The 26,131-nt window shown below is 40.0% G+C and carries 26 protein-coding genes; 3 read left to right on the forward strand and 23 right to left on the reverse strand.

Features of this window, described 5'->3' with window-relative positions; all coding sequences use genetic code 11:
- Positions 1-235 precede the first annotated feature (235 nt).
- Positions 236-1,186 carry a DUF2515 family protein gene (locus AC0VYV_RS12790; protein ID WP_475373899.1) on the reverse strand — a complete coding sequence of 317 codons (951 nt, stop codon included), beginning with the start codon at positions 1,184-1,186 and terminating at the stop codon, positions 236-238.
- 98 nt (positions 1,187-1,284) lie between these two features.
- Between AC0VYV_RS12790 and recU the strand changes: the two genes are divergently transcribed.
- Both recU and AC0VYV_RS12800 read left to right on the forward strand, forming a co-directional pair.
- Positions 1,285-1,890, forward strand: a complete 606-nt coding sequence (gene recU, locus AC0VYV_RS12795; protein ID WP_430243033.1) for a Holliday junction resolvase RecU — start codon at positions 1,285-1,287, stop codon at positions 1,888-1,890.
- 78 nt (positions 1,891-1,968) lie between these two features.
- Positions 1,969-4,677: a PBP1A family penicillin-binding protein gene (locus tag AC0VYV_RS12800; protein ID WP_475367670.1), complete on the forward strand. Its 2,709-nt coding sequence runs from the start codon at positions 1,969-1,971 to the stop codon at positions 4,675-4,677.
- Positions 4,678-4,780: 103 nt separating this feature from the next.
- Here the strand turns inward: AC0VYV_RS12800 and nth are convergent, their stop codons facing one another.
- The 18 genes from nth to AC0VYV_RS12890 form a co-directional block, all read right to left on the reverse strand.
- A complete protein-coding gene (gene nth, locus AC0VYV_RS12805) occupies positions 4,781-5,443 on the reverse strand; it encodes an endonuclease III (protein WP_475365362.1) in 663 nt (220 codons plus the stop codon).
- Between the two features lie 88 nt (positions 5,444-5,531).
- Positions 5,532-6,248: a DnaD domain-containing protein gene (locus tag AC0VYV_RS12810; protein ID WP_194221889.1), complete on the reverse strand. Its 717-nt coding sequence runs from the start codon at positions 6,246-6,248 to the stop codon at positions 5,532-5,534.
- Positions 6,249-6,458: 210 nt separating this feature from the next.
- Positions 6,459-7,751, reverse strand: coding sequence for an asparagine--tRNA ligase (gene asnS, locus AC0VYV_RS12815; RefSeq protein ID WP_194221890.1), 1,293 nt, complete (start codon positions 7,749-7,751; stop codon positions 6,459-6,461).
- A gap of 146 nt (positions 7,752-7,897) precedes the next feature.
- Positions 7,898-9,085, reverse strand: coding sequence for a pyridoxal phosphate-dependent aminotransferase (locus tag AC0VYV_RS12820; RefSeq protein WP_475372610.1), 1,188 nt, complete (start codon positions 9,083-9,085; stop codon positions 7,898-7,900).
- A 22-nt stretch (positions 9,086-9,107) separates the two neighbouring features.
- Positions 9,108-9,605: a cell wall elongation regulator TseB-like domain-containing protein gene (locus AC0VYV_RS12825; RefSeq protein ID WP_283154073.1), complete on the reverse strand. Its 498-nt coding sequence runs from the start codon at positions 9,603-9,605 to the stop codon at positions 9,108-9,110.
- Between the two features lie 12 nt (positions 9,606-9,617).
- The gene (locus tag AC0VYV_RS12830; protein WP_098443938.1) at positions 9,618-9,788 is read right to left on the reverse strand and encodes a YpmA family protein; all 171 of its coding nucleotides are present in this window, start codon (positions 9,786-9,788) and stop codon (positions 9,618-9,620) included.
- Positions 9,789-10,112: 324 nt separating this feature from the next.
- A complete protein-coding gene (locus tag AC0VYV_RS12835) occupies positions 10,113-10,937 on the reverse strand; it encodes a ComEC/Rec2 family competence protein (protein WP_226613685.1) in 825 nt (274 codons plus the stop codon).
- Between the two features lie 43 nt (positions 10,938-10,980).
- Positions 10,981-13,776, reverse strand: a complete 2,796-nt coding sequence (dinG, locus tag AC0VYV_RS12840; protein WP_475373900.1) for an ATP-dependent DNA helicase DinG — start codon at positions 13,774-13,776, stop codon at positions 10,981-10,983.
- A gap of 210 nt (positions 13,777-13,986) precedes the next feature.
- Positions 13,987-14,370, reverse strand: coding sequence for an aspartate 1-decarboxylase (gene panD / locus AC0VYV_RS12845; RefSeq protein WP_430243045.1), 384 nt, complete (start codon positions 14,368-14,370; stop codon positions 13,987-13,989).
- A gap of 3 nt (positions 14,371-14,373) precedes the next feature.
- A complete protein-coding gene (gene panC / locus AC0VYV_RS12850) occupies positions 14,374-15,237 on the reverse strand; it encodes a pantoate--beta-alanine ligase (protein ID WP_475367673.1) in 864 nt (287 codons plus the stop codon).
- Positions 15,234-16,073: a 3-methyl-2-oxobutanoate hydroxymethyltransferase gene (gene panB / locus AC0VYV_RS12855; protein ID WP_430243048.1), complete on the reverse strand. Its 840-nt coding sequence runs from the start codon at positions 16,071-16,073 to the stop codon at positions 15,234-15,236. Before panB ends, panC begins: the two co-directional genes overlap by 4 nt.
- A gap of 262 nt (positions 16,074-16,335) precedes the next feature.
- Positions 16,336-17,313, reverse strand: coding sequence for a biotin--[acetyl-CoA-carboxylase] ligase (locus tag AC0VYV_RS12860; protein ID WP_283154068.1), 978 nt, complete (start codon positions 17,311-17,313; stop codon positions 16,336-16,338).
- Positions 17,298-18,485 (reverse strand): CCA tRNA nucleotidyltransferase, encoded by a 1,188-nt coding sequence (locus AC0VYV_RS12865; protein ID WP_430243049.1) that lies wholly within the window; start codon positions 18,483-18,485, stop codon positions 17,298-17,300. The genes AC0VYV_RS12860 and AC0VYV_RS12865 overlap by 16 nt, the downstream gene beginning before the upstream one ends.
- A complete protein-coding gene (bshA, locus tag AC0VYV_RS12870; RefSeq protein WP_475373901.1) occupies positions 18,482-19,618 on the reverse strand; it encodes an N-acetyl-alpha-D-glucosaminyl L-malate synthase BshA in 1,137 nt (378 codons plus the stop codon). The genes AC0VYV_RS12865 and bshA overlap by 4 nt, the downstream gene beginning before the upstream one ends.
- Positions 19,615-20,328 carry a bacillithiol biosynthesis deacetylase BshB1 gene (bshB1, locus tag AC0VYV_RS12875; protein ID WP_475365369.1) on the reverse strand — a complete coding sequence of 238 codons (714 nt, stop codon included), beginning with the start codon at positions 20,326-20,328 and terminating at the stop codon, positions 19,615-19,617. Before bshB1 ends, bshA begins: the two co-directional genes overlap by 4 nt.
- On the reverse strand, positions 20,309-20,719 hold the full coding sequence (gene mgsA, locus AC0VYV_RS12880; RefSeq protein ID WP_194221901.1) for a methylglyoxal synthase: 411 nt from the start codon (positions 20,717-20,719) through the stop codon (positions 20,309-20,311). The genes bshB1 and mgsA overlap by 20 nt, the downstream gene beginning before the upstream one ends.
- A gap of 11 nt (positions 20,720-20,730) precedes the next feature.
- Positions 20,731-21,531: a 4-hydroxy-tetrahydrodipicolinate reductase gene (gene dapB, locus AC0VYV_RS12885; RefSeq protein ID WP_475365370.1), complete on the reverse strand. Its 801-nt coding sequence runs from the start codon at positions 21,529-21,531 to the stop codon at positions 20,731-20,733.
- 2 nt (positions 21,532-21,533) lie between these two features.
- Entirely contained in the window at positions 21,534-21,872 is a 339-nt protein-coding gene (locus AC0VYV_RS12890; protein WP_194221903.1) for a nucleotide pyrophosphohydrolase, read from the reverse strand.
- A gap of 243 nt (positions 21,873-22,115) precedes the next feature.
- Here AC0VYV_RS12890 and AC0VYV_RS12895 point away from each other — a divergent pair, with 243 nt between their 5' ends.
- Positions 22,116-22,985 carry a YitT family protein gene (locus AC0VYV_RS12895; RefSeq protein WP_475367490.1) on the forward strand — a complete coding sequence of 290 codons (870 nt, stop codon included), beginning with the start codon at positions 22,116-22,118 and terminating at the stop codon, positions 22,983-22,985.
- A gap of 36 nt (positions 22,986-23,021) precedes the next feature.
- Here the strand turns inward: AC0VYV_RS12895 and AC0VYV_RS12900 are convergent, their stop codons facing one another.
- The 4 genes from AC0VYV_RS12900 to AC0VYV_RS12915 form a co-directional block, all read right to left on the reverse strand.
- Positions 23,022-23,699 carry a zinc metallopeptidase gene (locus AC0VYV_RS12900; RefSeq protein ID WP_194221905.1) on the reverse strand — a complete coding sequence of 226 codons (678 nt, stop codon included), beginning with the start codon at positions 23,697-23,699 and terminating at the stop codon, positions 23,022-23,024.
- A 114-nt stretch (positions 23,700-23,813) separates the two neighbouring features.
- A complete protein-coding gene (locus tag AC0VYV_RS12905) occupies positions 23,814-24,575 on the reverse strand; it encodes a sporulation protein YpjB (protein ID WP_430243055.1) in 762 nt (253 codons plus the stop codon).
- A gap of 59 nt (positions 24,576-24,634) precedes the next feature.
- The gene (gene lhaT, locus AC0VYV_RS12910; protein ID WP_475365373.1) at positions 24,635-25,228 is read right to left on the reverse strand and encodes a lipoprotein heptaprenylglyceryl N-acetyltransferase LhaT; all 594 of its coding nucleotides are present in this window, start codon (positions 25,226-25,228) and stop codon (positions 24,635-24,637) included.
- 89 nt (positions 25,229-25,317) lie between these two features.
- The gene (locus tag AC0VYV_RS12915; RefSeq protein ID WP_194221908.1) at positions 25,318-26,085 is read right to left on the reverse strand and encodes a menaquinol-cytochrome c reductase cytochrome b/c subunit; all 768 of its coding nucleotides are present in this window, start codon (positions 26,083-26,085) and stop codon (positions 25,318-25,320) included.
- Between the last annotated feature and the right edge of the window lie 46 nt (positions 26,086-26,131).

Here is a 26,131-nt window from a genome sequence, read left to right on the forward strand (position 1 = left end):
TAGTACGGTTTCGGCAAAGGTAGTGGTTTAATGCTAAAGGAAAAGGATTTCGACAATGAATAGGAATGTTTTTGTAACATCTGCTCAAACTAAAGTAAGGAGGTGTCAGTATAATGACCAAAAAGCAAAAACTTGATCAAACAAAACGTAAAGGCAAAACTCAGGAAGAAACTAGAACTGGATATGGAAATAAGAAAATGGAAGGACCAGATCGACCTTCCACTTAAAAGCAGGGCTATTTCCTGCTTTTTTGTATGAGCAGATTTTCCACTTCCATCGCAATTCTGATCTGACTTCTCTTTCTTTCATACCAATCTGAAATGAGAACTTTATCTGGTAATTCCGCTTCAACTTTCATCATTTTTTTTACTAGTAATTGACCTCTAAACCAATCTTTCTTATCCTGTTGATGATGAGGAATAATTGGATAAACCTGTCTTAACATTGGTCCCTCTCTTCTCTTCCCCATGAACCTTTCATAATCGTAGCGTGATCCCGTTGGAGCAACTTTCATTGCAAAATGATAAAATGCACTAAAATAATTAGGATGAAAGAGGAGCTTAGCTAAGCTTTTTCCTAGCTTAATTCGGTTACGGGTATGACGAAAACCACTAACTGATAAACCAAATAGCTCTCCCCTCACTGTCGGAAAAAGAACTGTGCTAAAATGGAACCAATCTTGAATGGTGAATAGCAATGAATGAAATACCTTCTTAGCATATAAATGATGTTCCATAAGCGGTCCTTCAATCACGTGCTGCTCATTAATAATTAACGCCGTCATTAAACGATCCTGATCACCTAACTCAAGAAAAGTTTTCCATTCTTCTAACATAAAGCACGATATTCCAAGATCTCTACCAAAATGGAAGAAGGAAGTGCTTGCTTTCTTACCTAGCTCATAGAGCAATAGCTGTGGGGCTGCGTCTGCAAAGATGATCCAATTAGCTCGTTCATATGTTAGGAATAACTTCATTAATTGCTCTTCCTTTATTGCCTTAGGAAACCATTCTCCTTGTAAGTCAGTCATACTCCAACCGGCATTCCTAGAAACCATTGCGGCAAGGAACGACCATTTTATTTCTGGATTCCGATTGAAAAAATCTTGATAAAATACGGTACGTGAAATATTGTCAATGTTCCATTTTTCTATCGCTTTTGTGATTGTTTTCGTGACGTTCTCCACAATTTTTTTCACCTGCTTGAAACATTTTTGTCGTACAACTCGTAATAAGTAAAGTAAAATAGATTCAGTGCACCTTTTATATAGAAAGGATGGTTAACGTGCCGATTCGATATCCGAACGGAAAGCCGTACGTCCCTTCGGCTCAGAATCAGCTAGCAAATCAGAAACAAAAAACATACAGCAACCGTGGTATGACATTAGAGGAAGATATTAATCATAGTAATACGTATTATCTCTCAACAGGCAAAGCTGTTATACACAAAAAGCCTACGCCTGTTCAAATTGTTAACGTTGATTATCCCAAACGAAGCGCAGCCGTGATAAAGGAGGCCTACTTTAAGCAGGCATCTACGACTGATTATAATGGCGTTTACAAAGGAAGGTATGTGGATTTTGAAGCGAAGGAAACAAAAAACAAAACTGCTTTTCCATTAAGTAACTTTCATGAACATCAAATTGAACATATGAAACAAGTTCATGAGCACAACGGAATCTGCTTTGTGCTTTTACGTTTTTCAATCACTGACGAAGTGTTCCTTATGGATGCCGCTATGCTCTTTTCCCACTGGGAAACAATGAAAATTGGCGGAAGAAAATCCATTAGAAAAGAGGAGATTGAAAAGCAGGGAACGCATATTCCTTATACCTATCAACCGCGCATTGACTATATCAAGATTATTGATAAAATGTACTTCAGTTATTAAACAACTGGTTTTAATTCATAAAATGAAGGGTTCATTCGAATCCTATTAACAGTACAGGCTTGAAAGGCAGGAATATTCATGAGTGAATATCAATCACGTCAAGAACGACGTAAATCAAATGACAAGAAAAAGAAGTCCCCGAAGAAAGCTGGGAAGAAAGGTATTTTCAAAAAAATCTTTCTAACCCTCGTTGTTTTGTTTTTAGTTGGTTTAGTTGCTGGGGGAATCACCTCAATTGCCTATATCAACAATGCACCAGAGCTAGATCCAGAAAAGCTTACGAATCCACAGTCCTCCATCATACTGGATAAAAAGGATGAAGAAGTTCAAACTCTCGCAGGAACCGATGCAAGAGAAGTCGCTAAAATTGATGAGATTCCGGATATTCTAAAAAATGCTTTTGTCTCTGTTGAAGACACTCGTTTCTATGACCATTTTGGAATTGATCCACGAAGGATTGGCGGAGCTGTTCTTGCAAATATTACGCAAGGGTTTGGCGCTGAGGGTGCTAGTACGATTACACAACAGGTCATCAAGAACTCTCTCTTAACATCTGAAAAATCATTAGAACGAAAAGTTCAAGAAGCTTATCTATCCATTAAGCTTGAACAAGAATATTCAAAAGATCAGATCTTAGAAATGTATTTAAATAAAATTTATTTCGGTAATGGTGCATGGGGAGTTGTTGATGCAGCCGAAACTTATTTTGGCAAAAATATTACAGAAGAAGACTTAACACCTGGAGAGGCCGCACTACTAGCGGGACTTCCGCAGCGTCCTACCTACTATAATCCATATGAATACGCTGATCAGGCAGAACAGCGTAGAAATGTTGTGCTTAGCTTGATGGAAAAACAGGGCGTTATTACAGCTGAAGAAGCTGACAAATATCAAGCAGAAAAAGTTAGTGACATGGTTGTTGCATTAACAGAAGATAAAGAAACAGATCAATATAAAGTCTTCATGGACCAAGTTGTGAAAGAACTACGAGAACGTGATGATATTTCTGAAAAGGATATCTACTCAGGGGGACTTGAAATTTACACAACCCTTGATACACGCGCTCAAGATATAACAACTGATGTGATTGCAAACTATCCTTATTCGAATGAAGATATGCGATCAGGGCTAGTCCTGATGGATACTAAGACTGGTTCGATTAGAGCCATTGGTGAAACACGTAAAGATGAGAACGTAATTACTTACGCAACGACAGGGAAGTTTCAGCCAGGATCAACCGCTAAACCGATTGTTGCTTATGGCCCTGCAATTGATACCGAGCAGTGGTCAACTGGGCGCTCCATTAAAGACGAGCCTCTAAAAATAGGTGACGCTAATATTCGTAACTGGGACCGCGAGTATCGTGGTCAAGTATCAATGAGACGTGCTCTCGAGATGTCTTATAACGTTCCGGCTGTTAACACTTTCCTTGAGATTGGTGAAAAACCTGCTCAAGAGTTTGCTAACAAGCTTGGTATGGATTTGAAAGATGAAGATATGGTACCTACTGCTGCTATCGGAACATTTAGCACCTCTCCCCTTCAAATGACTGGTGCTTATGCTGCTTTCGGTAACGGTGGAACGTATAATGAGCCTCACACGGTACGAAAAGTGGTCTTTCCTGACGGAAGAGAGATTAACATCGAACCTGAACCAGTAAAGGCAATGAATGATTACACAGCCTACATGGTTAGCGATATGCTTAAATCCGTTGTAAACGAAGGCACTGGAACCGATGCTAAAATTTCCGGTCTACCTGTCGCTGGTAAAACGGGTACAACAAACCATCCTCAAGAAGTCGTGCAATCACAAGGGTTCCCTACATCAGGTATTGTAAGAGATGCCTGGTTTGCTGGATATACTACGGAGTATTCCATGGCAGTATGGACAGGATTTAACGAACCAAATAAGCACTATTTAGATTCTAGCAAAGGCGAAGATGATACTTCCAAGCTCCTTTTCAAAGAAATTATGAGCCAAGTATCTGAAGGTATTAATACTGCCGACTTCCAGAAGCCCGACTCGGTCGTAGAGGTTGGCGTTGAGAAAAGCACTGGTCTATTGCCAAGTGACTACACGCCAAAGGATCAAATCGTCTATGAGCTATTTGTAAAAGGTAGTACGCCAGAAAAGACTTCTGATAAGTACAAACAACCAGACGGCGTCAAAGGACTTTCTGGAAAGTATAATGCTGACTCCAATAGCATTTCACTATCATGGCAGCCTGGTGAAGATAAGAGCTTCACTTATAAAGTAGAAATGGCTGTAAATGGTGGAGGTTATCAAGGGGTGACCGAAACAGGAGATACTGGATTTACGTTAGAAAATGCCCAAAAAGGTAGCGAATATAAATTTAAAGTAACAGCCGTTTCAGACTCAGGAGTATCAACGAAGCCTGCTGAAACATCCGTATCAGTTCCTAAAGAAGAAGAACAGGAACCTGAGGAGCCTACAGAAGAAGATACAAACGAAGATAGTGAAACACCGCCGGACGAAGGTAATGATGAAAATAGCGATGCTGGAGACGGAAACAGTGGTGACAATCAGGGAGAAGAAGAACCTCCAGCTGACGACCAAAGTGGCAACACTGATGAAAGTGGTAACGGAGGCCAGGATCAAGGAAACAATGGTTCTGGAGAAAATCCTGGTAACGGGTCTGGGAACGGTTCTAGTGACGGTTCTGGATCTGGCAATGATTCTGGATCTGAGACTGATAATCCTGGTGACACAGGAAACACAGGTTCAAACGCTCCACCAGCCAGCACACCACCTAATGAGGAAGAATAGCTTTAAAGCCCAATCTGCAATGCAGATTGGGCTTTATTTATACTTATTTGATTTAAAGACTAACTAATTCTGTTTATTAATTCATTGTAATAATACATAAAATCTATTTGCCTTTCCGAGCTCGCTGATTCATTCTCTTCTGTCCTTCTCGGCATAGCTCGAGAAGTGGACAAATTTCACATTGCGGAGATTGAGCTTTACAATGGTACCTTCCAAAAAAAATAAAGCGATGGTGAGAAACGGACCACTCCTCTTCTGGAATTTTTCTCATGAGCGTCTTCTCAACTTCGAGAACGGAATCCTTCCATCTGCATATGCCGAGCCTCTTGCTCACTCTCTCAACGTGGGTATCCACGGCGATCGCAGGAACATCAAAAGCTACTGAAGCAATGACGTTAGCCGTTTTTCTTCCAACACCTGAGAGCTCCATTAGCTCTTCCCTCGATTCAGGAAGAGATCCGCCATATTGTTCAACAACCGTTCTGGCAAGCTTTTTTATATTTTTTGCTTTATTTCGAAATAAGCCGATCCTTCTTATATCGTTCTCGAGTTCTTCTATGGGTACTTGAAGAAAGTCTTCAGGACCGTTATATTTTTCAAACAAACCAGGAGTAACTTTGTTTACTAGTGCATCTGTACATTGAGCTGATAATACAACTGCAATAGCAAGCTCAAATGGAGTAGAATGATTCAATTCACAATGGGCATCTGGAAACATCTCCCCCATCGTATCAAGAACTGTTCTTATCTTGGCTTTCGTTAGCAAAAGTCTGTCTTCCTTTCTTATGTCTAGTATAGGCTTTAATTTGTTCATAAACAAAAAGCGGAAGCAACACTTCCGCTTTACATATGACCTATCTTCCAAGCCAGTTATATATAGGAGCACTCTGACCTGAATCTTTCTTCACATCAGGCTTAGCAGGTGCTTTTTTATCATATTGGTGCTTTCTAAACTTCTCTCCGTAGGAACGTGCCTGCTCTAATGTCTTAATGCCGTTTCGCTTCCATTCAAAGAGTATCCGGTCAATGTAGCGAAAGTTTAGCTTTCCAGCAAGAACAGCTTCTTTTAAAGCCCCTTTAATTAACTCAGCATCATGCTTATCACCATCTATCCACATGGCAAGCGTCTCGCATTCAATGGGGGAAAGTGGCCTTGCAAATTCACGCTCAAACAACGTGTAAAGACTTTCTTCATTCTCATCGTTTTTCGCAGCAGCCTTCTCTGCTTCTTCTTGCTCGATCGCCTTAAAAATTCGCTCCCACAACGGGATTAGCGAATAGACTTCAGAATAATAATTCTTCGATTCGTTCTGGTGTTCCTCGATCGTTAAAACACCTTTTTGCATAAGCTGCTGTATTTTATCTAGACAAGCTTGTGGTGAATATGTCATTGCTTGGGCAAGTTCCTCCGGTGTTGGAAAAGAATTCCCCTGTTCAATAAAACTGTGTAGTCTAATTAAAAAGAAGGCATCTTCTTCATGTAAACCAACGCTAACATAGTAATTGAGCAATAGCCTTGGTACTGAAACATGACCTTCATTAATGATTTGAATGATGTGTTCCTTCTTCATCCCATCCACCTCTACCTTTCATTATAGCACGCCGGCATTTTGTGATGGGAGTAGAAAAATCTGGCTATGTACTTTCACGTACATACCATTTTTTCCTCTCATCTTCTAATCTTATCCATCTTCACTTCGTGAAATGCTTTAACCTACGGCTTTTTCATCAGATAAAGACGCTTCTTTCACATTGAAAGAAGCGTCAGCTTTGTTAGTTTATCACGGATATAGTCTATTTAAAAGACGTGGGAACGGAATTGTTTCACGCACATGTTCCACACCAGATAACCATGCCACAGTTCGTTCTAGTCCAAGACCAAAACCAGAATGTGGAACAGAACCATAGCGGCGAAGTTCAAGATACCATTTATATGCATCGTCTGTAAGACCATGTTCTTCATATCGCTGCTCCATAAGTGCTAAATCATCAATTCTCTGACTACCTCCAATGATTTCACCATAACCTTCTGGAGCGATTAAATCAGCGCATAGAACAACTTCTTCACGCTCAGGATCAGGCTTCATATAGAACGCCTTAATGTCCTTAGGATAATTAGTAATGAACACTGGTTTCTCAAAGCTTTCAGCGATTGCAGTTTCATGAGGAGCACCAAAATCTTCGCCCCATTCAATATCTGTAAAGCCTTTATCTTTCAATAGCGTAATCGCATCATCATAAGAAATGCGAGGGAATGGCGCTTGAATCGCTTCTAATTTCGAAACATCACGTTCAAGCGTTTTTAACTCAAGTTGACAATTATCTAATACAGATTTTACAAGGAAGCTAACATACTGCTCTTGAACTTCAAGACTTTCGTCATGATTCATAAATGCCATCTCAGGCTCAATCATCCAAAATTCGATTAGATGACGGCGCGTTTTTGATTTTTCAGCTCGGAATGTTGGACCAAAAGAAAAGACGCGTCCAAAAGCCATAGCTGCTGCTTCCATATAAAGTTGTCCACTCTGTGATAGATAAGCATCTTCTTCAAAATATTTTGTATGGAAAAGATCTGTTGTACCTTCTGCAGAGCTACCTGTTAGAATAGGCGGATCAATTTTAACGAAGTCATTTTCATTAAAGAATTGATAAGTTGCACGAATAATCTCATTTCGAATGCGAAGAATAGCGTTTTGGCGTCTAGAGCGAATCCAAAGGTGACGATTATCCATTAAGAATTCTGTACCATGCTCTTTTGGCGTAATTGGATAATCCACAGCTTCATGAATTAATTCAATGTTAGTAACAGTTAATTCATATCCTGATTGTGAACGATCATCTTCACGGACAACTCCTGTCACCCATACTGAGGATTCTTGAGTTAAATTCTTAGCAGCTTCCCATGCTTCTTCTGTTACTTCCTTCTTAACCATAACGCCTTGAATGAATCCCGTTCCGTCGCGAAGCTGAAGAAACTGGATCTTTCCGCTTGAACGTTTATTATGTAACCAGGCTCCAATTGTAACGGTTTGTTCAACCTGTTTATTTACGTTAGAAATCGTTGTTTTCACTTCTTATTTCCCTCCAACTAATTAGAAAAAATTGGCGCACATTCTTTATACAATAGGAGAATAGCGCCATGAATTAATTTGTTTAAATAGATGAATCTATTGTTCGGTTCTTATTATACCGATTATTTGGCCATACAACAACTTGCTTAAACTGTCTGTTTCGTTTTAACAAATCGTTCAATTCGATTTATAGCTTCAAGAATCACATCAAGTGATGTTGCATATGAAAGCCTAACATTATCAGGTGAACCAAAGCCAGATCCAGGCACAAGCGCTACTTTCTCTTCTTCAAGAAGGCCTTTTACAAACGCATCAACAGAATCAAAACCTGTCTTCTCTGCCGCTTCTTTAGCATTAGGGAAAAGATAGAATGCTCCTTGTGGCTTCACACATGTAAACCCAGGTATCGCATTTAATTGTTCATAAACGGTGTTTAATCTACCTTCAAATGCTTCTTTCATTTCACTAACAGGCTCCTGTGACCCTTCATATGCTGCTAGAGCTGCATATTGGGAAATGGAAGTTGGATTTGAAGTGGAATGGCTTGCAAGGTTTGTCATTGCTTTAATGATCTCTTTTCTCCCTGCAGCATAACCAATTCTCCAACCTGTCATGGAATGGGATTTGGATACACCATTAATAATAATCGTTTGATCCTTCAATTCAGGTGAAAGCTGTGCGATAGAAGTATGTTCTGCTCCAGCATACACAAGCTTTTCATAAATCTCATCAGAAACAATGAGAATGTCATGCTCTAAACAGAATGCACCTATTTGCTTAAGCTCTTCAGGGGTATAGATCGATCCTGTTGGATTAGAAGGAGAATTAATGATCACAGCTTTTGTATTGGACGTTACTGCTGCTTCAAGTTGAGAAATTGTCACTTTAAATGACTGTTCTTCTTTACCTTCTACATAAACGGGCTTGCCACCAGCAAGCTTAACTTGTTCAGGATAACTAACCCAGTAAGGTGTAGGAATAATAACCTCATCACCTTCATCTAGTATTACCTGGAACAATGTGTAGAGAGCATGCTTCGCTCCAGTACATACAATAATTTCATCAGCTTTGTACGTTATATTCTGATCTTCTTGGAATTTAGCGATAATGCTTTCTTTTAGAGGAAGAATGCCTCCAGAAGGAGTATATTTTGTTAACCCTTCATCCATTGCTTTCTTCGCTGCTTCAAGAATGTGAGATGGTGTATTAAAATCTGGTTCACCTGCACCTAATGCGATAACGTCATGTCCTTCAGCCTTCAATGCTTTTGCTTTTGCAGTTATTTCAAGCGTAGCAGACGGTGTAAGAGCTGCTACACGTTTAGATAAATTCATTTCTCTTCCTCCCTTAATCACATTAACTTTGTTTTATTGAACGAGATCGCCAATATTCACCATTACTAAAATAATAATATGCAAATGTATAGCGGTTGTCGGTATCAATGAATGTGGCTTCCCATACAAGCACTTGCTTCTCTTCTTGATTGATTTCAATACCTGGTTTAATATTAATGACTTCTTGTGGAGAAAATTCTTCAGAAAGCTTCTTTTTGATGGCTTCTAACGTAACGCCGTCTTCTATTTTCTTTGTGACAAGCGCCCCATCCTTTCGTGGCACGAAAACATAAACCTGATCTCCATCTGCATCGCTACCTTTTAAGACAACATATGCACTATTTGTACCATGATATTGAACCGCTTCATCAACTTTTTCTATCACCGATTCCGATTCAGCTCTCTCAATCGCTTTTTCTTCTAGCCGATCAGGTTGATCGGTTACGGAAGAATAAAATGAAATGCCTTGCCAGATCAAAACTGCTAAAATCACGCCTGCAATTATTCCTATTACTCGCATTCGCTCACCCTATTATGTACGATAGATTGTAAAAATCATCTGGTCCTGGTCTTCTTCATCAAGTGCAAGTCCAAACATTAAATCTTTTTCTTTTAAGGTGCGATTTAACGAATCAACAATTTTGTAAATATCGAGGGATTTACTAACCTTCACAGTCGACAATACTTCAATGTTGCTTTCCATTGCTGTCATCTCCCTATAGTATGTGTTTTAAGCTACCAATCCTTTTATAGAGACGTTTTCTCACTCAGGGATAAATTTACTACTTATAGATGCAAAAAGGTGTGACAAACTATAAGTACCGTCAAAGACGGTGCACTATATCTGCTCCACTTCCAACAGTGCCTGCGCCTTGCGCAGGCTATTTTAGTGGGACGGTTTCATGCGATTCATTGATCCCTCTTGGAGATATGAGACACTTTTTCTATAAGAAAATAGGACGGCTTCTTTTCTATTCCTATTTTTAAATAAGTTACGGGATTTTGCAACAAATACTATGACGAATTTTCATCTAACTTCTTTAGTAGGAAGTGTGATAACGTCATAACGATCATGTTGCATCCTTAGGGTTACGCTTCCGATTCGGTATGGGTAATAGACATCAGTCCAGCTTTCACTTAACCGTTCAAGGACTGATTCACTTACATCAATGTTATTGTGACGAAAAATCACGGCCATTTGTGGATCGATGGCGTTCAATAATTCGGTTGAAGTTCCATTACCTGATCCGAAATTCGCAACTTTCAATACCTCTACTGCTCTCCCGGAAGACGCGATCTCTTCCTCTAGTTCGAGATTCGTTTCTCCCATCAGTAGTAAATCCTGACTTCCTAAGGATAGCACAAATGTTACAGAACCCGCCTTAGATATGTTTATAATTTCGACATCCACGCCATCCATCAGTGTAAGCTTTTGATTTATCTTTAAGTTAGTCTTTTGTAGATGAGTTGGTATCTTCGTAAGAAATGCCTTTTCTGCTTGATCAGATAAAAATACTTCGTCTATATCAAAATATTTGAGCAATGCAGTGAAGTTTCCTGTATAAGCTTCCTCAGCATTCGTAAGCCAAACTTTTCTCAGCTCCTTCACCTGGTACATCTGTAGTCGATTCATTAGCTCTTTTTCGGAAAGGCTACTCCCTGTATTAATCAGAATTGCCTCTCCATCTGATCCTTGTATCAAAACCGCTTCTCCAATTGATAGATCAAGAAAAGTTACGGCTACTTCGTGGTGCTTAAGGTGTAAGTCAACAGATTGAATAGCTGCGTCAGCACCCGGGCAAGCCAAACTAAAAAAAAGGAAGCTCGCACTAAGTAAAAGTAATTTCTTCATCACAAAACCCTCCTGTAGAATTAGTTTGTGATGAAGTGGAGCTTTATAACCAGAGATCTAATTCATTTACTAATTCTTCCGTTGTCCCTTTCATAAGAGGAACGTCAGGGAGTGACTTTACAAATGAACGACCGTATCTTGTAGAAATGATTCTGCGGTCAAATACAAACACAGCTCCTCGATCTCGCTGTGATCGAACAAGCCGACCAAAACCTTGTTTGAATCGAATGATTGCTTCAGGTAGAGAAAGTTCCATAAATGGATTTCCACCTGACTGCTTCAATTGCTCTGATCTAGCCTGAAAAACGGGATTATCTGGTGGTGAAAATGGAAGACGAACAATGATAAGGCAGCTTAAGTCTTCGCCTGGTATATCTACGCCCTCCCAGAAGCTGCTTGTACCAAACAGAATCGCTTCTTCACTTTCCTTGAAATTCTTCGTAAGCCTTACTCTACTTCCACTATCTACGCCCTGACTGATCAAAGTTAACTCATCATGAACAATGAGCTCCTTCATACGGTGGTGAGCTTTTTTGAGCATATCATAAGATGTAAAGAGAACGAGCATTCTCCCTCGAGTGACGCGGGCAATTCGAAGAATCGCTTCTGTAATATGGTCTACAAACTGATTGTCCGATACATCTTTAATCATTGGTAAATCAGTCGGAATCATTAGCCTTGCCTGTTCACTATAATCAAATGGAGAATGATATTGGTGAATAAGTGGCCCAAACTCCTCTAATCCAAGTCTGTTAATAATGAAATCAAACGAATTTCTGACAGTTAGCGTTGCAGAGGTAAGCAAAATACTCTTTTTCTTTCCAAAATAGTCGCTTGATAGTAATGAACCTACCTCAACAGGTCTACTAAACAAAAAGGCTGAATTTAATGAGCCCTTCGGATCAATCTCCACCCACTTCACATCATTTTCGCTTTCGTTTAGTAAGAGGTAATCTACTTTTGAAAGTTCCTCCAAAACAGAAGCATGAATTCCTTTAAAATCAGCTGAAGTGTTCAATTGCTCTCTTGTGAGTTCATCTTCTTTTAAATCAAGTTCTTTTTCTACCTTCTTTAAACCTTTATCCAAATCTTTCAAGTAGAACACTAATCGATGAGCTGCTTCTTGAATAGCTTCCCATGTAGGACCTTTTTCATCAGAAATACGATAGCTTAATCGACCAATTTCATTCGAACGATGAGTGTTTTTCTGAACGTAACGATGAAGCATGCGAAAAAGCTCATCTACATCTCCAAGAATCGTCTTCACATAAGCATCAATTTCCCTTTTGGTTTCATCTATTTCGATTTCAAGGTTTTTGAGGATACTAATTACCTTTCCGTAAATGCCATCACCATCTTTTAATCCCATCCGAACAAACCCTTGTAGGATAGAAAAGTAATCCGTTTTAATACCGAAGAATTCTGTAGCAATATCTTCTAGATGATGGGCTTCATCAATTACTGCCTGTTGATAAGCGGGTAATAATTGATGGTCGTTAATTAAATCACTAAATAATAAAGCGTGATTTGTGATGATTAAATCAGCATTCATCGCAAAGCGCTTTCTTCGATGGTAAAAATCACGGGAGAACCACGGAGAACGGTGGTTTGCAGATACAGCTGCATCGCTTTTCACCTGTTGCCAAAAAAGCTTGCCTCCACTAGAGAGATTTAATTCCTCCACATCCCCATAATCTGTTTCTAACAACCATACGAGAATTTGAGCTTTCGTTAAAATCGTATCATAATTATCTTCTTCTACATGATGAAGCTGCTGTTCAAATCGCGTTAAATCCAAATAATGACTTCTGCCTTTAATAATCGTGGCTCTAAAAGGGAACGGCAAAATATCACGAAGAAACGGTAGGTCTCTTTGTAATAGCTGTTCTTGTAGTTGGATTGTATGCGTACTGACAACAACAGGCTTACCTTTATTTTTGGCATGAACAACCCCAGGTAATAAATACCCTAAAGATTTTCCTATACCCGTCCCAGCTTCAATCAAAATGTGCTGATTTGTTTCAAAAGCTTCTGAAACCTGCTTCATCATGTCACTTTGACCTTCTCGCACTTCAAAACCGGGGATAATCTTAGACATTTTTTCCTCAAATTCATTTTGGGCATCATGGAACGCGATACGCTTCTGAAGTGACTCAACTTCGTCTACTTGCTCTTGTAATTTAATCGCTATATCCCGAAACACTTCAAAATTCCCTTCAGGCTCAATCCGTTTCTGCTTATCTTGAATAAGCTCATGAAGGACTACTTCTATATCACTATAAAGCCGAGTTGAAAGCTCCTCGAGCTGCGTTAACGTTACGAGCGGTAAATCACCCATCTTATCAAATAGATAAAGCAAAAGCTCCGCTGTTACCTCCGCATCACTATCTGCTTGATGCGGATTATCATGCTGGATTTCTAAAAACTCTGCTAGTGAAGATAATTTATAGGCCTCTGCTGTAGGCAAGAGGATTCGTGCAAGTTCTACTGTATCGAGCGTTGGTCCAGTAAAAGCCTCATATCCACTTGAATCAAGCTGTGCATTCATGAAATTAAGATCAAATCGAACATTGTGCGCAACAAAATAAGCACCGTCAAGACGTTTAAGAAGTTCAGGTGCGACTTCTTCAAATAGTGGCGCATCTTTAAGATCTTCATCCGTTATCCCTGTCAGCTGCTGAATAAATAACGGTAGTGGTTTTTCAGGATTAACAAACGAAGCATATCGGTCAACGATCGTGTCATCCTCTACAACAGCAAGTCCAATTTGAATAATGCGATCCCCGTTTTTGGGGGAATTACCAGTTGTTTCAAAATCTATAATTGTATATCGATTCATACGTTTTCACCTCAGTTGCTTAAACCGTTCAAGCGGTCACCTTACTAACTTTATCATTTTTTCTATGGAACGGAAAATAATTTCTTATAACATGAGATAAGAATCCACGAAAATGCGATAGATTCGATTGTGAGGATATGATTTGAAAGGAGTAAAACTAGGATGGCCCTTCAAAAAAAAGCCCTGGACCAAAGTCCAGAGCGTAGGTATTTATAATATAGTCGCCTCAGGCTCTACCCCAATCATATCGATGATCGTATTGTGATCGTCCATAATCGCAACACGAGGCGTAAAGTTTCTGGCTTCTTCTTCACTCATCATCCCATAAGCGACAATGATGACGACATCGCCCTCTTGAACATGACGAGCTGCAGCACCATTCAAACAAACTACACCTGACCCTCTTGCCCCAGGAATAATATACGTTTCCAACCTTGCACCATTATTATTATTAACGATTTGAACTTTCTCATTCGGTAGCATACCAACCGCTTCGATAATATCTTCATCTATTGTGATGCTTCCTACATAGTTCAAATTTGCTTCTGTCACACGTGCTCGATGAATTTTCCCCTTCATCATTGTTAGAAACATGTTCTACACTCCTATCGCTATTTCGCTTTTTAGCGCTACAATATTATCAATTAGCCTTGCAGCAGAGAATTGAACGGCAACCGCTATGATAACGTCTTCTGTTATCACATGTACCTTCTCTAATGCAGGGTAGGCTAACACTTCTACATAATCAATACTTCCAGAAGTTTCGCTTAAGTAAGTTGAAACGATGTCTTTAATTCGTTCCGGATTTATTTCGCCATCACTAAGTGCTTTTGAAGCAGCACTTAAACTTCGTGAAAGTTGAATGGCTTCTTTCCGCTCGGTTGGTGTTAAATACACATTCCTTGAACTTTTGGCAAGCCCATCCTTCTCTCTAATGATAGGACAAGGGATAATCTCAACAGGTACATTAAAGTCATCGACTAGCCCTTTTATCACAGCTACTTGTTGAGCATCCTTCATACCAAAATAAGCTCTATCAGGTAGTGTAATTTGCAACAATTTCAAAACGACTGTAGCTACGCCATCAAAATGACCAGGTCTAGATTCACCACATAATGTATTAACACGTTCTTGAACGGTTAGCTTTGTCGTACGCTCCTTCGGATACATTTCCGTTACATCAGGGTAGAATAAAACATCTACTCCTGCCTGACTTGCTAGTTCTTCATCTCGCTTTAGGTCTCGGGGATAGCGATCAAAGTCTTCATTCGGACCGAATTGAAGTGGATTCACAAACACACTCATGATAACGCAATCATTTTGCTTCACAGCTTCTCCCACAAGGCTCATATGCCCTTCATGAAGATAACCCATGGTTGGTACAAAACCAATCTTCTGTCCTGATCTCATCGCTTGTTTTGAGAATGATTGCATTTCGTTAATAGTCTTTATAATCTTCATAGCCTTGTTCCCCCATACATTCCTGAAAGCTGCTCCTCTTTCATATTAAATGAATGTTTTTGTTCGGGAAAATGACTTCCTTTTACATCAGAAACGTATTGTTCAACAGCTTTATGAATTAAGTTAGACACGTTAACATATTGCTTGACGAACTTAGGTACATGACCAGAACCATATCCGATCAAATCATGATAAACGAGTACCTGGCCATCAGCTTTGACCCCTGCTCCAATCCCTATTACTGGAATAGAAAGCTCGCTAGATACAATTTCAGTCAGCTGTTGCGGCACACATTCAAGTACTAGGGCAAATGCTCCAGCTTCTTCAACAGCTTTCGCTTCTTTTACTAATAATCCGGCACTTTCTGACTCTTTTGCCTGTACTTTATATCCCCCAAGAACACCTACTGATTGCGGAGTTAATCCTAAATGCCCCATCACTGGCACTCCAGCTGAAGTTAACTTTTGAATATGATGGATAACTTCTCCACCACCTTCAAGTTTAACAGCGTGAGCTCCTGCTTCTTGAAGTAATCGACCAGCATGAGAAAGCGTTTCAGAAACGCTGCTATGATAAGTGAGAAACGGTAAATCTGTAACGATAAAAGTATTTGGGGCGCCTCGCTTAACCGCTTTTGTATGAAGGACCATATCATCCATCGTTACTGGAATAGTTGAGTCATAGCCGAGCGCCACCATTCCAAGTGAATCACCGACTAATAACAAATCAATATGAGCTTCTTCTACTAACTTAGCTGAGGGATAATCATATGCCGTAAGCATAGCAATTGGTTCTTGATTTGCTTTCATTTTTCTAAAATCACTCGTTGTTTTCATATCTTTTCCTCCTTTATTCAGAGGAATACCGCACAAAAAAACTCCTGAAATGGAATTGCAGCAGACAGGGGTATCCCATCAGTCTATGACAACATAGACTAGCTGCAACGCTCCATCTTCAGGAGGTTACTGTATCGGTCTCATCCCTCTGTCCCAGTCCATATGGATCAAGGCAGATTATTTTTTTGAAGTTACGATTGGTGCGGCTCCATCCGGATACCACCCTTACATCTGTTAGTATAGCAGAAATCATCAGCTATAGTTAACAAATTTCGATATCTGCTGAATAAATGTAATGCATCTTACCACTTTCATCTTCCAAAAGGAGTACCCCTTCTTCTGTTATTCCTTTCGCAAGACCTTCAATCACACCATTCAGAGTTCTCGCCTTAATTCTTCGACCAAGACTGACGGCATAACTTTCCCAAAGTAGCTTGATCATTCTAAAACCGTTATTTAAGTACTCTTCATAGAGCGTTTCAAGTTCATTTAAGATAGCAGCTAATAACACTGAGCGCTTTATTTCTTTTCCTAATTCAATCCTAAGGGAGGTAGCTGTCGTTAAATCTTCTGGAAAATCTTCTTTTGTGGCATTGACGTTAATACCCATTCCAATAATAATTGATTTAATTTGATCAGCTTCTGCTTGAAGTTCCGTTAGGATTCCAACTACTTTTTTTCCATCTATGAGAATATCATTTGGCCATTTAATTTCTGCTTCAAGCCCTGTTTGTTTACGGATGGCATGGACAACACTAACAGCTGCGATAAGAGTGAATTGAGGGGCCCTTTGAGGCGGTAATTTTGGACGAAGTATAATGCTTGTCCAAATACCACTCCCAGGTGGAGAATGCCACGAACGTCCAAGTCTTCCTTTTCCCGCTGTTTGCTCATCAGCAACAATGATCGTACCGTCTGCTGTCCCTTTATGCGCATAGTCATGCGCAATAAACTGGGTCGATTCGACAGTAGGATAGGTGTAAATGGTTTTGCCAAGAAAATCTGTTGTTAACTTTAAGCTGATTTCTTCTTTACTTAACATATCTGGTCTAGAAACAATTCGATAACCTTTTTTCTGAACAGCCTCAACCTCATATCCGTTTTTACGAAGTTCAGATACATGTTTCCAAATGGCTGTTCTAGATACATTAAGCGTTTCGCTGATCATTTGACCAGAAACATATGATTCTGCATGTTCTTCAAGCATTTGCAGCAGGCGCTGCCTTATTGAGTCTGCCACTGTTCAAGCCACCTTTTAATGCTGAATTTCTCATTCTTTATCTCTTCTGTTATTACAGCATGCTCAATTTGTTTAAGAGCTTCTCCAACCCATGGCCCGGGCTTTGTACCCTTCCATTTAATCAATTCTTCTCCAGTCACAACGAGCATTTCGGCTGATGTTATCACTAGTTCTGAAGCGATTCGATCCACTTCTAAAAGATTTGGTGTGCGCTTTTCAAAAACGGATAAAAGCCGTTCGCATGACCTTACTTCGGGTATAGCTTCGTATATGCGCCACCTGCTCCAGCCCTCTCTTTTAACAAGATCGACATTCCTTAATAGAAATTCGACCTTTTTAACGATCCGATTTGGTAAGCGCCATTCTTTAAGAAATCGAACGGGATCATCTGTAGTCCGCGCAAGAAAAGCCCATCTCTCTTCTTCCGAAGCCAGATAGTGCAGGTACCTTGTCTCTTCAAGCCATTTCTCTAAGTTTTGGAGTCCTGGTAAAATTTGATGCAAACGTGCTTGGACAAGCTGATTGATGGCTGAATGAACAGCCTTTCCGTACAACAATTTGCTTATCTCAATTTGAATTCTTTCAATCGCCACACGCTTAAGGAGAGGCGCGTTCAGTATTAACGCTTCTTCCGTTTCTTTATCCAACGAAAAGTCCAGGACACTTTGAAACCGAAGCGCTCTTACCATACGTAGAGCATCCTCTTGAAAACGCTCAGCGGGATCTCCTACAGTGCGTAAAAGGCGACGCTTCAAATCATCTAGACCATCGTATAAATCAATCACATCCCCCTTTATTGAAAGAGCCATGCTATTTATAGTAAAATCTCGCCGTCCTAGGTCATCTTCAATCGTTCCAAGAAATGATACTGCTGATGGATGTCTAAAATCCCGATAACCTTTTTCAGAGCGGAACGTTGTCACTTCAAAAGATAACTCCTTATAGATGACTGTCACGGTGCCATGATCAATCCCAGTAGGTACAACTTTATTGAATAGCCTCATTACTTCTTCCGGTTTAGCAGACGAAGCAATATCAAAATCAGCAACAGGTATACCTAGTAAAGCATCTCTCACAGCTCCTCCAACAATGTAGGCTTCAAATCCATCTTCAGTTAGGATGTGAAGCACTTCCATACATGTGTTGTAAGCCTCCCCTTTTAGGTCAATCAAGTCAATGCCCCTTGAAGTGTTTTATAATAAATGGCTTCATATTGTTCTAGAATCCGTTGTGAAGCAAATCTCGTTTCAACAGCTTTTACAGCTGCCGTACTCATTCTCTCATGCAGAGCGTCGTCCGATAGCAACTGCTTTGCGTAAGAAGAAATCATATCTATATCACCGACTTCTGCAATAAAACCGTTCACATCATGTTCGATCACTTCTGGGATTCCCCCAATGTTCGTACCAATGGCTGGAACTCCACAAGCCATCGCTTCAAGTGCAACAAGCCCAAAGCTTTCTTTCGAAGAAAGCAATAATTTCAAATCACAAATTGAAAGAATTTCAGCGATATTTTCTTGTTTACCAAGAAATTTCACTTTATCTTTCAAACCAAGTTCATTAACGAGTTTACAGGCAACTTGAATTTCAGGACCGTCTCCTATGAGTAGCAGCTTCGCTGGCATGTCATTTTGAATACGATGGAACACCTTAATGACATCCGGTACACGTTTCACTGCTCTAAAGTTTGAAATATGAACAATCACTTTCTCCTCTTCCGAAATACTGTATGTTTTCCTTAAATCGGCAGGCTCTTTTGGATAATAAATCCTTTCATCAACAAAGTTATACACTGTATCGATCTCTTTATCTGTTTCAAGGAGCCGATGCGTTTGTTCAACGAGATCATCTGACACAGCTGTAACTCGATCAGATTTTTCAATCCCAAATCGAATCAATTGTGTTAAGGAAGGATCATAGCCAAGCACGGTAATATCCGTACCATGGAGCGTTGTCACAATTTTTATGTCTCCTCCCACCATTTCTTTAGCAAGAAAAGCACAGACCGCATGCGGAACAGCATAATGTACATGAAGCAGATCAAGGTTTTCTCTTTGAATAACCTCTGCCATTTTACTTGCAAGGGTTAAATCATACGGAGGATAACGGAAAACCGCGTATTGATTTACTTCAACTTCATGAAAATAAATATTCGGGTGGAACGTATCCAAACGGAAAGGAACGCTACTCGTAATAAAATGGACTTCATGCCCTTTTTCAGCAAGCATTTTACCAAGCTCAGTTGCGATCACTCCAGAACCCCCGACAGTTGGATAACAGGTAATACCAATTTTAAGTGTCATTTGCTTTCTCCTAACGGAAATTCTTCCATACATAACAGATTCTTTGCGATAAACCCTTCCGCATAATCTACTCCAGATTCTTTGCCATATAAGTATTCACGATTGATTACTTTCTCAACGTAGCCATTCGTTAGTGGAGTTGAGACGCTTCCGTTACTTAGAACGAATTGACTTTCATAGGCTTCTAGAGACTGTTTCTTTGCTTCTATTTGATGTGAAATATTAATTGTAAACTGAGGGCGGTGAAATCCATTAATAAAATAATAATAGACCTGACTTACTTTATGAGCAGATCCTAATTCAGGATTGTATTTTCGGATTCCAGCTGAAAAAACCGCTTCTTCAACTAAACGAGCAGCATGTTCATGATCAGGATGGCGGTCTTCTGGATATGGAACAAAAATAGCCTTAGGTTTTGTGCGGCGTATTAATTTAACAAGGGAAGAAACTTTATCATCAGAGATCGTCAATCCACGGTCAGGAAACTTCATATTCACCCTCGTTTTAACAGATAAGATTTCTGCCGCATTCCTTGCTTCATGGTGCCGTATAAACACGGTCCCATTAGATGATAGGTCTGCCTCGGTTAAATCACAAATCCCCGTCTGTTTACCTTCGTCGGCAAGTTTCTTTAATGTTCCAGCCATTCCAATCTCAACGTCATCAGCATGAGCTCCGAACGCAAGTATATCAAGTGTTATTTCTTCCATGTACAATTTCTCTCCAATCCAATTCTCCCCTAGCAAGGGCATGTACAAGAATCTCTGCACTGCCCATATTTGTTGCTAGCGGGATATCGTATACATCACAAAGCCTAATAAGAGCAGTTATATCAGGCTCATGAGGCTGTGCTGTGAGGGGATCTCGAAAGAAAATCACTGCATCCATATCGTTTTCTGCAATCATAGCGCCAATCTGCTGATCTCCACCAAGAGGTCCTGATTGATACCGGTGCACGTCTAATCCCGTTTCATCAATAATTCGCTTACCAGTTGTACCAGTTGCAAAAAGTTCGTGTGGATCTAGAATCATTTTATACGCAAGAGTAAAACGAACAAGATCATCCTTTTTCTTATCGTGCGCGATTAAAGCGATTTTCATAAGGTCATCCCCTACTCCATAATATTTTCAAGACCATAGACAAGCTGATCAATTTTCAAAACCGTTTCAACAGCTAACTGCACACCTGGCATAAAGGAAGCTCGATTCATTGAGTCATGACGAATTTTCAACGTTTGTCCTTCTCCACCAAATAAAACTTCCTGATGAGCAACAAGTCCCGGTAAGCGTACGCTATGAATTCTCATTCCTTCATAATCTGCACCACGCGCACCTTCTAAATCCTCACGCTCATCTTCATGCCCCTGTTTCTTTGCATCTCTTACTTCTGAGATCATTTTCGCTGTTTTGACAGCAGTTCCTGATGGAGCATCAAGCTTACGATCATGGTGTTGCTCGATAATCTCAACGTCATCAAAATATTTAGCTGCCATAGAAGCAAACTTCATCATAAGAACTGCACCGATAGCGAAGTTTGGAGCAATAATGGCTCCTAATTCTTTTTGTTCAGCTATTTTGGATAATTCTTCAACATCATCATTAGAAAAACCTGTTGTCCCAATGACAGGACGGACGCCATGATTAAAAGCAATCTCCATATGTTTTTTTCCATATTCAGGCGTTGTTAGATCAATTAATACATCACATTCTACTTCTGACAAGCACTTGTCAAGATCCGTATACACAGGAGCATCTAGCGACGGAAGTCCTTCGATATCCGCTACCGTTTGCCCTGTTTGTTTGCTGTCAATAACTGCAGTAAGAGTAAAATGACCTGTACGATCTACCAACTTCACTGCTTCGCTCCCCATGTTTCCTCTTGGTCCTGCGATTACGATTTTCACTTCTTGCATGCCTATTCACTCTCCTCTTCAATTCTCGTCCATCGATCTTTGTCTCTCGTGTTAAATTTAGTCATCACTTTTCCAAATGCTTCATCAAGATCTATATCTAACGAATTTGCAAAGCAGGTTAGTACAAAGAGGAGATCTCCCATTTCATTTTCAATGGTACGCTCTTCCTCTGTATTTTTTTTCGGTTTTTCACCATGGTAATGATTAATTTCACGTGCAAGCTCACCAAGTTCTTCGGTCATTCTTGCTAGCATCGCAAGGGGAGTAAAATACCCCTCTTTAAACTGACTTATGTATTGATCTACCTCTTTTTGCATCTCACTAATCGATCTATTAGCCATCTGTCAAACCACCTTTCACATCATTTCTTATGTTAGCTAAAAGATAGGCATTTGACAAATGTTTCACAAGTTTTTTCTTTATCAAATCTTCACCTCGTCAGATCTTTAACACCAAATTCGTAAAATCTAACAACATATTCTTATCAAACCTAAAGTGAGTATAACAGATTCAAATTGCTGTCTGCTCAGTATTTGATTATAATGAATTCTGTTGGCTCTACTGGAGGGATAGGAGTGGTTATTATGGAAGGCATACGTGGAAAAAATGTATTGTTCATCTTACTTGGGTCTGCAATCTTTGCATTTGGCCTTGTGCATTTCAATATGGAAAATAATTTAGCGGAAGGTGGCTTTACTGGCATTACCCTTTTGCTATACTTTCTATTTCAAATTGATCCTGCGATTAGTAATCTAGTTCTTAACATTCCATTATTTCTAGTTGGATGGAAGTTGCTTGGTCGAAAGGCATTTATTTATACGATTATTGGAACCGTTTCCTTATCTGTGTTTCTATGGATTTTTCAGCGATATTCCGCTCTATCCATCCCACTTCAAGACGATTTAACTCTTGCAGCATTGTTTGCAGGAGTGTTTGTAGGGGTTGGTCTTGGCATTATCTTTCGTTATGGAGGAACAACCGGTGGGGTGGACATCATCGCGCAGCTCGGTTCTAAATACATTGGCTGGAGCATGGGTAGAACGATGTTTATTTTCGACTTTTGCGTTATAGCTTTATCACTTGTTTATTTAAACTATAAAGAAGCGATGTATACATTATTAGCGGTATTTGTAGCTGCTAGAGTCATTGACTTTATCCAACAAGGGGCATATTCTGCGAAAGCGACCATGATCATATCTGAGAATAATAAAGAAATCGCTGACAATATTATGAAGCAGATGGATCGGGGAGCGACCGTATTGAATGGAAAAGGCAGCTTTTCCGGTCTTCAAAAAGAAGTTCTTTATTGCGTTGTTGCTCGAAATGAAATTGTACGTTTGAAAAATATCATTCGACAGGTTGATCCACATGCTTTTGTAGCCGTTAACGATGTTCAAGATGTTTTAGGTGAAGGCTTCACCCTAGATGAAAACAAAAATCCCATCGACCAATAAAAAAATCTCGCCCCATAAAGGGCGAGATTTTTTTATTTAATCTTCGTTCATTCCTATAAAGATGAACACAAAGCGGAGTAATTCTAATAGAGCAACTACTGCTGCTGCAACATATGTTAAAGCCGCTGCATTCAATACTTTTTTCGTTTCTCTTTCTTCATCATTTCGAATAACGCCTGTTGATACAACTTGTTCCATTGCTCGATTTGAAGCATTAAATTCAACTGGAAGTGTTACCAATTGGAACAACACAGCTGCACTCATAAAGACGATCCCAAGTAAAATAAAGTTTTGCGATGCCATCAAAATACCAGCGAGAATGATGAAATAGCTAAAGTTTGAACCAAGATTCGCCACAGGAACAAGCGTATGACGGAAACGAAGCGGTGCATAGTTCTGCTCATCTTGAATCGCGTGTCCTACCTCGTGTGCAGCGATCGCTGCTCCCGCCACTGATTGACCATGAAAATTACCTGATGATAGTCTTACTGTTTTTGAGCGAGGATCATAATGATCCGAAAGGTGCCCGCGCACTTCTTCAACCCCTACAGAATATAACCCATTTTCATCGAGAATTTTTCTTGCCACTTGAGCACCAGTCATCCCAGACGAGTTTGGAACTTTTGAGTATTTTTTGTATGCGCTCTTCACTCTACTCTGAGCCCAGAGTGGAATGATCAACAAAAGCGCAAAATAGACTAGAAAACCAGCCATTTCCATTCCTCCATCATATGTGTAATTGCTTTCTAAACTGTTATTAACGTCAATTTTAGTCAAATCCCACTAGAAAGTCAATCACACTGTTTCAGGTTCACAAGATCTTCAAATTTAATCGGCTTGTTTCCTTTTTAAGCCTTCTTTTTCGCCTCTGTATTTTCGATAGGTCACATAAATCAGTGTCGCGATGATAATACCTCCAATTGAAACAATTAACCATAAAAGGGAAGATTCCTCAGATGAAGAAGGATGGTAAGCTTGTTTGAAATCATCTTTCATGGTTTGCAATTGACCCGATAATTCTGAATTACGATCAGACCCATATCGCTCAATAAATGCAATATGCGAATCAAGTCGTTGCTGAGTTTCAGGCGAGAGATCAATTGCCATCGCTGGGCGTATTACACTGTACGTTCCAATAAAACGATCCTTACTCGCATTGTAGACGTCTACGTCTCCGTGTTCAATAGCGGTGGACATTTCGGTAATAAGCGGGAGAATTTGGTCATCCGTCTGTTTCCACATTGGCTGATCTTCAGCTACTAGCGCATCAACAGCCAGACGAAATTCCGTTAAGGACTGAATTCTTTGATCAACTGCTTTATCCATAGCTGTCACTGCCTTTAGTGCACGGTCATGTGTATTGAGGATCACTCTTAATTCAGTAGTCGAAAGTTCACTAGACTGATCACCTGGAAAAGCATTAGAAAATTCATCAAGCATCGTTTTAGCACGGTCAAACTTCTCTTGTTTGCCAAATTCCAACGCATTTGCTGCTATATCATTCCAGACTTGTTTCGTATCTGTTTCCGAAGCATGTACATTGACGGGAAGCGTCAAAAGCAACACTACAAGGAGCCATCGTCTACCCATTCCCTGTCCCTCCTTCTTCCTACTTCAATGTATGAAGAAATGGACAAGAGTAGACCATCTTAGATAGAAAGCTGATAGCGTCCTTTTCGAACAGATAAGAAATAGACAAGAGCTAGAGAAAAGATCGACAGCCAGAATGTAAAATATCCAATAAGCGGTGTATACTCACTTAATATTGAATAACTTGGCATTTGACCGAAAACATAATCGATCACATCATTATGTAATGTCCATATCGCCACTAGCACGAGATGCCACAACTTAATTCTGTAGAAAGGAGTAAAAAGCAATCCTTCTATCGCCATTCCAAGATGAGATAAGATGAGCATAATTGCGATAGGAGATAGCTGTCCTGTCACAACCATCACTAGAGCATTCATAATGACCGCCCAAATCCCATACTTGAATAAAGTCACGGCAGCTAGACTTTCCATCAGTGGCCAATTTTTACCGAAGAGAAAGGCCAGTAAAACAAAACAGAAAAACAGACTCGCTGTAGGACTATCCGGAACAAATAGTAAAAAGATAGGCTTTGTTTCTGCTAACTGCCATCCATACCAGTAATAGCCGTATATGGTACCCGGAATGTTAATGATCAACAGAAGTAAAAGAAAAGGTCTTGATTTTAGCAGGTATAAAAATTGAGAAATCATAGGCATCTCCTTTTCAATATCTTTCATCGATTGAAGTGCATAAGCAATTTAAATGAGAAAAAGCTGACTGTAACAGTCAGCTTTTCATCTTATTTATTTGCTTCTGCCGTTTCGACAATAAATTCAGCTAGCTTCTCACGTTCTTCATCAGAACCTTTAAAAGCATTCGCTGGCATTCCGCCGATCCCGTTCACAGCAATGTCCATAATCGACTCTTTGGTTTGCTGTGTTTCAAGAAGAGATGGACCTGAACCACCTTGAAGGCTGTCCCCATGACAACCAATACAGGATTGTCCAGAATAAATGGCGTAACCTTCTGATTCTTTGTCAACTTCAGCTTCAACAATTTCCCCTTGCTTTGCTGCTTTTTCCCAGTCATGAGTTACAACTGATTCCCACGTCAAGTATACCGTTGAAATAAGACCAAGTAACATAAGCGCTGTCGCAACAGGACGCTTAGCTGGTCTTCTTTCTGGACCGCGGTCAAGCCATGGAGCAAGAAGAAGTGCACCAAATGCAAGGCCTGGCATAACAACTGTACCTACAAGCGTATAGTCACCGGCGGCAAATTTGTACTTCAAGAGCTGGTATAAGAAGAGAAAGTACCAGTCAGGAAGCGGCGTATAGGTCGCATCTGTCGGATCCGCTACACGCTCGAGTGGAGATGGATGGGCAATTGTTAGTGCTAGATACCCAACTAGAAATACAGCACCTACCATCCACTCTTTTAATAAGAAGTTCGGCCAAAACGCTTCTGTTTTGCCGGGGTACTCTGAATAATCTTTTGGAATGTTAGGCTTTCTCTGCGCAGGAATACGCGAATCGCCAACAAACTTCATTCCTTTTCCGCGATGCATCTGTCCCCCTCCTTCGTATAAAAAATTGTGTCGAAATGATTATTAT

This window comes from Anaerobacillus sp. QJM3NY_17 (genome assembly GCF_056173665.1).